Source organism: Alkalicoccus daliensis (assembly GCF_900103955.1).
In the GTDB taxonomy this organism is placed as follows: domain Bacteria; phylum Bacillota; class Bacilli; order Bacillales; family Salisediminibacteriaceae; genus Alkalicoccus; species Alkalicoccus daliensis.
The window spans coordinates 1-11,797 of record NZ_FNIL01000018.1 but is presented as its reverse complement, the minus strand read 5'-3'; the positions used below and the strand labels follow the sequence as shown (position 1 = coordinate 11,797).

Sequence of the window (11,797 nt, the reverse complement as noted above, 5' to 3'; positions counted from 1 at the left end):
GCAGCATGATGTATATCTCATTCACAGACTCTTTTCAAAGTTGCTTTCTTTAAAAACAGCCTCTACTGATTTAAGATGAATATAAAATCATCATTTTTGACAACCGGTCCATGCACCCGTAGAATAATTTCGTATTCCTGATTAGATAACTATGAATAGGAGGTATTATTATGGCTCAAACTTATGTGCATTCCGCGGGTGCACAGGAAGATGTAGAAAAGCGTCCTGATACAGGCTTAAAACCTCCACAGATGAAATTAATAATTGGAGGATTAACAGCTGCTGCTGTGCTGGCAGTGTATCTGCTCCTCACTCAGGAAGCAACGCATTCTGTACTGCTGCTCCTCGGCCTGCTGCTCGGTTATACATTATTCCATGCCCGATTCGGGTTCACGTCAGCATTCCGCAGATTTATGTCTGTTGGAAATGGCCAGGCCATCCGTTCCCATATGGTCATGCTCGCTGCAGCCGTTACTCTCTTCGCTCCTATCCTTGCCTTTGGTATTTCGTTCTTTGATGTGGAAGTAAGCGGATATGTTTTCCCTGTTGGTACCAGTCTGCTCGTCGGTGCTTTCTTATTCGGGATTGGGATGCAGCTTGGCGGTGGCTGCGCCTCCGGCACGCTGTTTGCTGTAGGAGCCGGCCGCACCGTCATGTTTATTACCCTGCTGTTTTTTATCATCGGCTCGGTTATAGGCGCAGCACATCTGCCTTTCTGGACGGATGAAATGCCAAACGGCCCTGCAGTTTCTCTCGCTGAAACTACCGGTTTTGGATTTGGAGGCGCCTGGCTTATCTCTATTGTACTATTCGGAATTATTGCCTGGATTACCCTCGTGGTGGAAAGAAAGAGAAAGCCTCCAAAAATGGCTCCTGTACCTTCCACCTCAGGATGGAAAAGGATGCTGCGCGGCTCCTGGCCGCTGTTTGCCGCAGCTATCGTGCTCGCTGTCCTGAATGCCCTGACGCTGATGACACGGGGCGAACCTTGGGGAGTTACTTTCGCTTTTGCTCTCTGGGGCTCTCATGCTGCAGATTTTCTCGGCTTTGATGTTGCCAGCTGGGGATTTTGGCAGGGAGATAACGCAGCAGCACTGGAAGCTTCTGTTTTTGCTGACACTACAACGGTGCTTAACCTTGGTGTAATTATTGGCGCATTTTTAGCATCAGCTGCAGGCGGCTTATTTAACTTTTCCAGTATTAACGGAAAGAATGTAGCAGCAGCTGTCATTGGCGGCCTGCTTATGGGCTATGGTGCCCGTTTAGCTTTTGGATGCAATATCGGTGCTTATTTCGGCGGCATTGCTTCCTTCAGCCTGCATGGATATATCTGGGGAGTGATGGCACTGCTCGGAACTTTTCTGGCACTGTATCTGCGCCCGCTGTTCGGCTTATCAGTACCAAAATCAAAAGATTCATTCTGCTAGTGTAAGAGCCCGCCCACGGCAGGTCCGGCTGAAACAGAGTTTCTACTGAGCAACAACACCGAACCATAATAGAGTCAATTACCAAAAAATGGAATTTAACCAATACGAAAAAACGCCTCTGCGCAGAAGTTTTTACACATGCTGCGAAAGAGGCGTTTTTTTTACTGCACGGCCGGTGTTGCTTCACGCGCTATTTCTTTAAGTTTGAACGGTACAGTAAATAGCTTACTCCTGCAATGAGAAGCAGTATAACAGTTATTAATATTCCGGCTAACATAATATCCATTTATCTGCTCCTTTCTCCGCTGAATTTTTCCTGATGGATTTTATTGAGAAGCAAGCAGGATTTCTCCCTGCGGCTGCAGACTGTTCGGCTGCGGTTCCAGACTTATCGCTATTTGGTCAATCTGCGTATCTTCCATATCATTTAAGTTATAGCTTACTGCTCCATTTCCGTTTTCATCAATTGTAAAACTTCCTGCAGGAATCGGCACTTCTCCCTCGATCACCCAGGCCTGAAATGCTTCGCTTCCCTGCAGTTCCGGCATGTCCGTAACCTGGATCAGCAGCTCCAGCTCCCCATTTTCACTGATAATTGTTGCAGAACCCTGTCCGGAAAACTCAGCTTCTCCAATGGACGCAAGATTAGAAGCAAGCAGTACATCGGAAACTCCGCCCTCTTCCTCTTCTTCCAGTACAGTTGCCAGGTTCTGTTCCGCAAGATCTCTTTCAAAAGCCAGCCTCTCCGCTTCTTCACTCAATCTTTCTGTTTCCGACGCCAGATCCTGCCTTTCGCTCCACAGAATCCCGTTCCCCACCAACGAGAGCAGCAGGACAGCCGCTGCCGTACCCATGACCCATGGAGAAGAAAATTTCGTGAAGCGGTTTTTCTTCACTTTTGATTCTGTATAATTCTTCTGCGGAAGTGCAGGTTCTTCCTCTTCTGCAAACACATTATCCAGTACTCTTTTTTTCATTCCTTCCGGAGGATCAGCCGGCGTACTTAAATACGGAAGGTCGCTGGACAGCGCTTCCCATTCTGCAAGCTCCTCCTGACAGGAAGCACATCCTGCTAAATGCGTTTCAAATGCTTCCTTTTCCATATCATCCATTTGTCCATTAAAGTAGTCCACTAGCTTATCACACTGCTTCTCTGTCATTGCCAATCCCCCCTTTCCATTGCAAGTTCACTTTTCAGGTGCTTTAATGCCAATCGTATTCGTCCTTTCACCGTACCTAAAGGAATATTTATTTTATCTGCAATCATTTTCTGGGAGTACCCTTTAAAATAAAACATTTCAATGACATGCTGCTGTTCCTGCTTCAGGGAAGTCATCGCTTCTTTTATTCTTTCTCTCTGCTGCTTCCATTCTACTATTTCTTCTACAGGAGCCTGTGTATCCTGGAGTTCCATTTCCTGATGGACTTCTTCCTCCTGCCGTCTGTTCTGCTTTCGCAGGTAATCAATGGAAGTGTTTCTTGTCATCGTAAGGATCCAGGAAGAAAATTTCCCTTTTTCTTCATCGTAAATACCGCCGCTGCCCCTCCATAATTTCATCATTACTTCCTGTACTACTTCTTCTGCACTTTCCGGGCTTCTTACCATCTTTAATGCAAAAGAAAACAGCAGCTTTTCATATTTATCATACAGCTGCTCCAGCGCTTCTTTATCTTTTTTTAAAATCTGTCCATACACCTCTGTATCTTCCATCTTTTCCATTTTACCCTCCTTTTCAGGATTGCTTCGTTACTTATATAACGTGCAGCAAGCCAATTTGGATCACTTAATTAAAAAATTTCTGGTAAACTTTTTTGCTTCCAAAGAGGAGATCTTTCTAATTTATCTGCAAGCTGCAGCAGTAAAATTTCTTCGCCTTTCCAGGCCATCGCCTGCACACCTACAGGCATACCGAGTTCGCTTTCTCCCACAGGAAGCGAGACAGCAGGCTGTCCTGTTAAATTCGCCAGCTGCGTAAAAGGAGTGTAAGCAAGACTTGGCAGAAACATCTCATATATAAGTTCCTGCCGGTTTTCCGTCTGCTTCATTCGTTCTCTCCACACCCTGTCTTCCTGCGCACTGTAAGTAAGTTCTCCGACACGCGGTGCGGAGTCTGCAGTAGCAGGAGTCAGATAAATATCATACTGCTGATGAAATTCACTCATTATGAAAGCAGCCTCATCCCAGGACTGCAGACTTTGTGCATATTCCGCACCGGATATATATTTTCCTGCTTCCTGCAGCATCCACGATTCCAGTTCAAATTCCTCTTGGCGGATTTTTCTTCCAAGCGCCTGGTGCAATCTGGAGCCCACTGCAGCCATTTCCCCGCTGTTCATTACATAGTATTTTCTCATCAGCTCTCTGCCATCTATCGCAGGTGCCGCTTCTTCCAGTTCGTGTCCTTCTTCTTTTAAAAACGCGACCGTCTGGAACAAAGCATTTTCTGCCGCTTTGCTGACTTTTGTCCCGACAGGACTTATGCTGCTGAATGCAATTCTCAGCTTTGGCAGGGGGCGGCTGATTTTTAAAAATGTATCATGGGGGATTACCGGATAAGGAAAGGCTGCTTCTCTTTGAAATACTTGTACTTCCTTTAACAGTAAAGCACTGTCCCTTACGGATCTGCTTACACAAAAGTCAATCGCAGCACCCTGCCACTGCCTTCCTGTTCCCGGTCCGACAGGGGTTCTTCCTCTTGTCGGTTTTAACCCGAATATGCCTGTAAACGAGGCAGGAATTCGGATCGATCCTCCTCCATCACTCGCTCCGGCAATAGGCACCATTCCAGCGGCGACTGCAGCTGCTGCCCCTCCGCTTGAACCGCCTGCACTGAATTCCAGATGATGAGGATTACGGGTCGGTCCATATCTTTTTGGTTCTGTAATGTTTTTCAGCCCAAATTCAGGTGTATTCGTCTGCCCGGCTATCATGAATCCCGACTGGCGGAAACGGCTGACCAGATGGGAGTCTTCTATTGAATGATGGTGCAGAAGAGATGATCCTGCCGTGAGCAGTTCTCCTTTTATTGCCTGGGAAATATCTTTCGTTAAAAAAGGGACACCACTGAATATGCTTTGTTTTTGATATTCCTTTAACACTATTTCCCGGTTCCTGGAGCGTACAACTGCATTTAAAGCAGGGTTCACTTTCGTTTTCCTTGCTTCAAAAGCTTTCATTACTTCTTCCGGACTGAATTCCTTTTGCTTTATTCCAGCCGCAAGCGCAGCTGCATCCATTTTTATGTAATCATTTTCCTGAAGCATTGTGTCCTCCCCATCTGTATTTCTTTCATCATAGCGAACTTTACTTTGTATAGCTATGGGAAAAGAGGATAAAAAAAGACAGCCTTTTTACCGGCTGTCTTAAAGGATAAACAAAAAAAGATAAAGAATAAATTGTTTATATAGTCCGCACTTGGAGAATAAATCTCCCCTCCGATAATGAAAACTTCCGCAGGTGCGGTACATGTCTGCCTGCAAAGCCTTTAACCGGCAGCGAAGAGCTCTGCTTCAATTTGTTTCATCTGGTAAAACACCCCGCGCTTCTCCATCAGCTCTGCAAATGTTCCTGTCTCTGCGATGCTGCCATGGTCCATGACAACAATCTGGTCCATATCTTCAAGTCCCTGCAGCTTATGGCTCACCAGAATTAAAGTTTTATTCTCTGCTTCTGTGAATATTTCATTCATTACTTTGGCTTCAGTTGCTGCATCTACAGATGAAGTAGGTTCATCAAGCAGCCAGAGCTCTGCCTCTCTCAACATAGAGCGCGCAAGTCCAAGGCGCTGTCTCTCACCGCCGGAAAGGTTTTTCCCTTTTTCTGTGAGCGTCGTATCGAGAGAAAGGTACGCGAGATTCATCCGCGCTAAAGCATTTTTCATCTGTGCATCATTTGCTTCATCATTGGATATGAGCAGATTTTCTCTTACAGTCCCAAAGAAGAAATGCTGATCCTGCAGAATGGCATTTGTTTTTTCCCATATCTTTTTATCTTCCAATTCTTCGGTCGATATGCCACTGATGGAGACCTTTCCATCTTCCGGCAGATAAATACCGAGGATAAGCTGAATCATTGTAGATTTGCCTGACCCGCTCCCTCCGACAACAGCTGTTTTCGTACCGGGAGCAATAGTAAGATTAATTTCTTTCAGCACACTGCGGGATTCTTCCGGGTACGTAAATGAAGCACCTTGAAAGGAAATCTCCGGAGTCCCCTGCGGAAGGGCACGCAGCTGCTTCTTTTCAGGAAGACGGGAAGATTCATCCTGCATTACTTCTTCCAACCGGGCTGCTGCCTGCCTGCTTTCTTCTGCATAGGAAGGATACGCTGCCATCGGCGTTGCATTTTCAAATACTGTCAGGCTTACCATCACAAGCATCGCAAGAAAGACTCCTTCCATCTGCCCTTCCGCTGTAAGATAAGCCCCTGCTGCAAGTACAATCCAGGAAATTGTAAAAGCGATTGACTGATTCCATGAGACACTGGCGAGCCTTCTGTGAGAGGCTCCTGCCTGCTCCTCAATATAGTGGCGGGAAGAAGCAAGAAGCGCATCTTCTTTTTCCTCTAACTTCTGATGAAGCTTTAAATCCTGGAACCCATATAAAAATTCTGTGATCTCAGTAGAAACTTCTCCTCTTGCTTTTCGGATCTCAGAAGAAATTTTTCTGTGCCGAACCTGAAACCAGGCAGGTATCAGCCAGCCGGTCACAAGCACACCTGCAATTAAAATGACTGCGACAGGAATAGAAAAATAAGCTGTGAAGGCTATCGTGGCAAGAAAAACTGTAATCATCACGATCGGAGGGTAGTACACGCGCAGAAAATAATTCTGCAGGCTTTCCACATCGCCAACGATACGTGAGAGAAGATCTCCGCTTTTAAATTTGTGAGAGATTCTTGGAGCCAGTGGTTCCAGCCGCTGAAAGAAGTGACTGCGGATATTACTAAGCATAGTAAAGGTTGCCCGGTGGGAATAATATCGCTCCCCATAACGGCTTAATGCCCGGGTAAAGCTGAACAGTTTCAGGAGGGCGATTGTGACAGTGAGCACTGCTAAAGGCGGTGCAACAGCAGCTCTGGAAATTAAATAGCCGCTGTTGGCAAATAAAGCTACCGCTCCCATTCCTGCGAGAAAACCAAACAGCACAGAAAGGAATATATCTCTTTTTTCCGTAAGTAAGAGCCGTGTTATTTCCTTCATATCCGCACCCCCTGCTGTACGTTTACCATATTCTGATACTCTGCTGACTGCGCGAGCAGTTCCTGGTGGCTTCCTGAGGCTGCCAGTTTTCCATCTTCCAGGAAAATAATCTGATCTGCCTGCTGAATTGTGTGAAGCCGGTGGGCAATCGTTACTACAGTAGCTCCCTGTGATAATTCTGCAATAGACTGCTGGAGAATCTGTTCTGTTTTCACATCAAGACCGGTTGTCGGTTCATCAAACAAAAGAATCGTCGGTTTTTTCATAAAAGCACGGGCAACCGCCACCCTTTGCTTCTCTCCTCCGGAGAGGCCTCGGCCGCCTTCCCCGATCTTTGTTTCCAGACCTTCCGGCAGCTGATCAACCACTTCCCGAAGACCAGATTTTTCCACTGCTTTTTGAAGCGCATCTTCCTCCCCCTGCTTTACTCCGAGCAGGATATTTTCCTTTAACGTGCCTGAGAAGAGAAACGGGTGCTGCGTCACATACGCAACTTCCTGAAACCAGGAAGATTCCCGGTGCTGTGAAAGGGGATTTCCATCCAGCTTTATTTCTCCTTCTGCAGGAAGAAGCCCGGAAATCAGCTGCATCATCGTAGTTTTCCCAGCTCCGCTCCTCCCAACCACAGCGGTGTGTGAGCCTGCCTCCATGTGCAGAGACACAGGTCCGAACTGAAAGCGTTCTTCATCGTAAGCGAAAGAGACACTGCGAAAAGTAAGTGCAGGAGACGGCGGTACAGCTTTTTCTCCCCACTCTGTCTGTTTTTCTTCTTTATCAAGCTCTGCATATATTTTATCCGCGGCTGCCATACTTCCACGGCCCGCATGAAATGCACTTCCCATTTCTTTCAAGGAAGCAAAAAATTCAGGTGCCAGAATCAGGACGAAAAATGCGATAAAGAAGGAAAGCTGATCGTACAACACGAGGCGCAGCCCGACTTCAAGAGCTACAAGCGAAATACTCAGCATCGAAATAAATTCAAGCATTAAAGAAGAAAGAAAGGCAATTTTTAATACCGTCATTGTGGCGTCTCTGTAATTTAAGCTGCTTTTTTCAACTTCCTCCACTTGCTTTTCTGCTTTCCCTAATAATTTCAGCGTGGAAAGCCCCTGTAGAATATCTAAAAATTTTCCGGAAAAAGCCTGCAGCTGACTCATTTGTTCTTCCGATTTTTTCTGTGTATTATTTCCGATCACAATCATCATAACGGGAATAAACGGAGCTGTAATTAACAGGATCAGTCCGGACACCCAGTTCATGTAAAAGATAGCGCCTAATAAAATAAGCGGAACGAGGGAGGACTGCATCATTACTACGTAATATTGGCTGAAATAGGCATCGAGTTCATCGACAGCATCGAGAAGCACACTTACCTTACCGCCCGACTGCCCCTCCTCAGAGGTCAGCACTGGATTGCGTGTATATTTATTAATTAATTGACTGCGGAATTTCTGCTTCATACGGGCTGCCATCCGCTCACCTGTGCGATTGTTCACATATTGCAGCAGCGCACGAAGTGCTAATGAAACAAGTACACCAAACAGCGGCCAGGCTACTTCCGCAACAGAGGCCCCCTGGAGGAATATTTGATCAACGACGGACACAATAAAATATGCCTGCGCTACAATAGTGAGACCGATTGCAGCAGAAATAAGCATCAACAGACGCCGCGTTGTTTTGTCCTGTTTAGATAATTCTTTCAGCCTTTGTTGAGCTGTCATGCAGACATAACTCCTTCCTGTTTTACCATTGTTTCATTATAAATCATTTTTGCGCACGGTACATCAAGGGTGCTCATTTGAAAAGTGAAGAATATGTGACAGTGAAAAGCGCTGGGAAGGATTGTCTTCCCAGCGCTGCAGGATATTGATTTTTTATAAGTGATTTTTTAAGGTTGCCGCTGTCAACGGTACCGTCTAATGTGCCATCCACTTCGGCGGGGTGTTTTTATCCCAATAAACGTCTCCGAGTGTATGATGTTCTTCAAAGCCATCTTCTTTTAAATGGTAATGAAAGTTAAAGAAGTATCCCTGCTTTGGCTTCATATCGCGTCTTACATGAAATCGGACAACATCTGTTTCTTCATCCTCATCATAAATATGAAATATTTTTTCCCCGTATCCTGTAGAAGGGTGCTCCGTAATCGTTAGCTTCGGCGGCGCCTGATCGTCAGACTGCTCATAAATAGAAGAAATAACTTCTTCCATCTGCGGCAGGATTTCCTGCAGCAGATTATCCTCCACGCGGTTTACGATTTTAGGACCGAGCTTCGAAAGCATCTGCTCGCGCGCCTGCATATTCATGTTATCTATATATTCATCTATGGACCAGAGGTCTTCTTCGTCTTCCAGATCAAGTGAACTGTCAGATACCTCATCAAAAGCAGAATCTGCAGAATTTTTCTCTCCGTTCGGAAGTTCTGTATCTTTATCTTTTCTGTCATCATCCCAGTCGAGCTGCGGTATGTAGGCACCAAGAGTGAGTACTGACATCATTATGATCGTCAATCTTCTCATCCAGAGTTTCATCAGTCCCCGTCCCTTCCCTTTTGTTTCTTTTTATCATTTTAGCATGAAATGCAGTGAAAAACACGGAGAATTGTCAAACTATTGTGATGCTTTTTTGAATATCTCTGCAGAAGTTTTTAAGACAGCAATCACTCGTAGTGGACTGGCTTTGCGGACCCCTGCTTATTTCCAAGGTAATGCTGAAAGATTTCTCCGCGGCAAGCGAAGAAAAAGGAGCCGAAGAGGTCCCTGCCTCCTGACAACACCAGTTTTAATAGAAACACTCATGCAAATTTTTGCCCTAGTCCGATAATTAATACTGCTGTGGAACGAAGGAGAGGAAGCACGAGCGCATTTCGAGAATCCAAGTGGCCTGGTCACGAAGTACGAGCGGAATCGATCCTGGTTTTTAAAGACAGCATGGCGGTCTCTGCCCTGCTGTCTGTGGATCGATGGAAGCCGTATCCTGTGAGAGAAATTAGTCGGGAACAAGCCCTTGGGCAGCCTCTCCGAAAGTGCAGCAGCAGTATTACTTCTTTTTAGCGGAACTTTTATTTTCAAGGCAGCTATTTAATAAAGATCAAAAATCTGCCGATGATAAGGAAGTGTCTGAGGGACGCTTTTACAAATCCATTGAAAAAATCATCTAATTAGTTCAATATATGATAGAGGCAAGTGAGAAGAAATGAGGGACAGATTCGTATGAGTGAGGAAAATATTACCCGTATTACGATAGATGATAAGGAAATTATTTTAATTGGAACAGCGCACGTTTCAAAATCCAGCGCAATTCAGGTAAAGGAAGTAATTGAAGCGGAACAGCCGGATTCTGTATGTGTAGAGCTTGATGAACAGCGGTATCAGTCGGTGATCGACAGTGACCGCTGGCGCAATATGGATATATTTAAGGTAATCCGCGAGAAAAAAGCAACGCTGCTATTCATGAACCTGGCTATATCCTCTTTTCAAAACAGGATGGCAAAGCAGTTCGGCATTAAGCCCGGACAGGAAATGATTCAGGGCGTTGAATCTGCGAAGGAAATTAATGCAGAACTTGTCCTTGCAGACCGTAATATTCAAACAACGTTCTCACGTATCTGGGGCAACCTGGGATTCTTGGGAAAAGGGAAATTAATCACTTCTGTATTTGGAAGTATTTTAGTGCAGGAGAATATTTCAGAAGAAGAGCTTGAACGGATGAAAAAACAGGATACCCTTAATGCAGCCATGAATGAATTTTCACAGGCATTTCCCCGTTTAAAAGAGCCCTTAATTGATGAACGTGATCAGTATCTGGCGCAGAAAATAAAGGATGCTCCAGGGAAGAAAATTGTAGCTGTTTTAGGTGCCGCGCACATTCCAGGCATTCTGGAAGAAATTAAACATGAACACGACCTTGATAAGTTAATGGAAACACCGAAAAAATCGATTGTTCCGAAAATGATCGGCTGGGCAATTCCTATCGCCATCATTGCGGTGATTGCTTATACTTTTATGAACAATCCTTCTGCCGGTATGGAGCAGACAATCAGCTGGCTGTTATGGAACGGTTCTTTCTCAGCACTGGGTGCTGCAATTGCTTTTGGCCATCCTTTAACAATCCTTACTGCTTTTGTTATCGCACCGATCAGTTCACTGAATCCGTTTATGGCTGCCGGATGGTTCGCCGGCTTTACCCAGGCTTACCTGCGCCGGCCGCATGTTGCTGATCTAGAAGCGCTATCGGATGATGTGCAGACATTTAAAGGTTTCTGGAGAAACAAAGTAACCCGTATTCTGCTTGTTGTTATTTTATCGAATATCGGAAGTACGATCGGTACCATGGTCGGCGGTGCAGATGTGCTGCGCGTCTTCTTTGAAAATTTATAAACGAAAGAGGCTGTTGAGAAAGTACTTTTTCAGTATAAGTATTCGCTAGTATACTTTTGTCTCCGAAGGGTCGCTTTTCGGAGGGAACTCTCTCAGCTAGCATGGCTTCACGCAGCCAAATCACTGGAAAGCAAAGAGCTTTTTCCAGTGATTTGAAGATCATTGGCTGGTTTCGCACATGCTTACTATATCTTCCCAGTAAGAACGCCTGGGAAGATATGAGAATCGTTCTTCATCCTCCAGGAGTCGACTTTTCTGCGACAGCAACTGAGAAAAAAGACGATTGGATTTTATACAGCGTTTCCAGTATAAGTGCAACTTTTTATAAAAATATATTCTCCATAGCGCCCGGCGGTGACGCCCGTGGGATTCAAGCGCAGTCTGAAGATCCTTTCTTCTGCCCCTGCGGGCAGGAGAAATAGCTGAAGGCCAGCCCCACGGCAAGGTAGTGACCCCTAAAAGTTAGAGTTTTCTTATGAAGCTGATTGGATGGTTTGATTCCGATATTGGATGGGGCTCAATCCGTCCAATTTTGCTTTTACACGTTCATGATTATAGTACTCCATGTAGCTCTCCAGTTTTCGTTTCAGTTCTTCATACGAAACCAGGTCTTCTCCGTGATACATCTCCTGTTTGAGAATCCCGAAAAAATTCTCCATCATGGCATTATCTGCGCAGGTTGCTTTTCTGGACATACTTTGAAAGATTCGATGTTTCTTTAAGGTTTTTACCCACTTTTTGTGTTGGTAGTGCCAGCCTTGATCCGAGTGGATCGTTGTCCGGTATCTGGCTT

At 45.4% G+C, this 11,797-nt stretch carries 9 protein-coding genes; 2 read left to right on the top strand and 7 right to left on the bottom strand.

Annotated elements, in window-relative coordinates:
- Positions 1–170: 170 nt before the first annotated feature.
- A complete protein-coding gene (locus BLP92_RS16915; protein WP_090844324.1) occupies positions 171–1,427 on the top strand; it encodes a YeeE/YedE family protein in 1,257 nt (418 codons plus the stop codon).
- Positions 1,428–1,753: 326 nt separating this feature from the next.
- On the opposite strand, the gene BLP92_RS16910 is transcribed toward BLP92_RS16915, so the two are convergent.
- From BLP92_RS16910 to BLP92_RS16885, 6 genes are all read right to left on the bottom strand, one after another.
- Entirely contained in the window at positions 1,754–2,587 is an 834-nt protein-coding gene (locus BLP92_RS16910; protein ID WP_090844421.1) for an anti-sigma factor, read from the bottom strand.
- Entirely contained in the window at positions 2,584–3,147 is a 564-nt protein-coding gene (locus BLP92_RS16905; protein WP_244516921.1) for an RNA polymerase sigma factor, read from the bottom strand. The genes BLP92_RS16910 and BLP92_RS16905 overlap by 4 nt, the downstream gene beginning before the upstream one ends.
- A gap of 68 nt (positions 3,148–3,215) precedes the next feature.
- Complete coding sequence (locus BLP92_RS16900; protein ID WP_090844321.1) at positions 3,216–4,691, bottom strand: amidase family protein; 1,476 nt, start codon at positions 4,689–4,691, stop codon at positions 3,216–3,218.
- A 221-nt stretch (positions 4,692–4,912) separates the two neighbouring features.
- The gene (gene cydC / locus BLP92_RS16895; RefSeq protein ID WP_090844318.1) at positions 4,913–6,628 is read right to left on the bottom strand and encodes a thiol reductant ABC exporter subunit CydC; all 1,716 of its coding nucleotides are present in this window, start codon (positions 6,626–6,628) and stop codon (positions 4,913–4,915) included.
- On the bottom strand, positions 6,625–8,349 hold the full coding sequence (cydD, locus tag BLP92_RS16890; protein ID WP_090844315.1) for a thiol reductant ABC exporter subunit CydD: 1,725 nt from the start codon (positions 8,347–8,349) through the stop codon (positions 6,625–6,627). The genes cydC and cydD overlap by 4 nt, the downstream gene beginning before the upstream one ends.
- A 195-nt stretch (positions 8,350–8,544) precedes the next feature.
- Positions 8,545–9,156: a YpjP family protein gene (locus BLP92_RS16885; RefSeq protein WP_090844312.1), complete on the bottom strand. Its 612-nt coding sequence runs from the start codon at positions 9,154–9,156 to the stop codon at positions 8,545–8,547.
- 681 nt (positions 9,157–9,837) lie between these two features.
- Between BLP92_RS16885 and BLP92_RS16880 the strand changes: the two genes are divergently transcribed.
- Complete coding sequence (locus BLP92_RS16880; protein WP_090844309.1) at positions 9,838–11,004, top strand: TraB/GumN family protein; 1,167 nt, start codon at positions 9,838–9,840, stop codon at positions 11,002–11,004.
- A gap of 473 nt (positions 11,005–11,477) precedes the next feature.
- Here the strand turns inward: BLP92_RS16880 and BLP92_RS16870 are convergent.
- Positions 11,478–11,797 (bottom strand): IS3 family transposase (locus tag BLP92_RS16870; RefSeq protein ID WP_139148965.1); only part of this gene is annotated, 320 nt, incomplete at its 5' end.

What these genes read in the sequence shown, in the direction of transcription:
- BLP92_RS16915 (WP_090844324.1), top strand. Translation starts at nt 171, where the DNA reads ATGGCTCAAACTTATGTGCATTCCGCGGGTGCACAGGAAGATGTAGAA.
- BLP92_RS16910 (WP_090844421.1), bottom strand. Translation starts at nt 2,587, where the DNA reads ATGACAGAGAAGCAGTGTGATAAGCTAGTGGACTACTTTAATGGACAA.
- BLP92_RS16905 (WP_244516921.1), bottom strand. Translation starts at nt 3,147, where the DNA reads ATGGAAAAGATGGAAGATACAGAGGTGTATGGACAGATTTTAAAAAAA.
- BLP92_RS16900 (WP_090844321.1), bottom strand. Translation starts at nt 4,691, where the DNA reads ATGCTTCAGGAAAATGATTACATAAAAATGGATGCAGCTGCGCTTGCG.
- cydC (WP_090844318.1), bottom strand. Translation starts at nt 6,628, where the DNA reads ATGAAGGAAATAACACGGCTCTTACTTACGGAAAAAAGAGATATATTC.
- cydD (WP_090844315.1), bottom strand. Translation starts at nt 8,349, where the DNA reads ATGACAGCTCAACAAAGGCTGAAAGAATTATCTAAACAGGACAAAACA.
- BLP92_RS16885 (WP_090844312.1), bottom strand. Translation starts at nt 9,156, where the DNA reads ATGAAACTCTGGATGAGAAGATTGACGATCATAATGATGTCAGTACTC.
- BLP92_RS16880 (WP_090844309.1), top strand. Translation starts at nt 9,838, where the DNA reads ATGAGTGAGGAAAATATTACCCGTATTACGATAGATGATAAGGAAATT.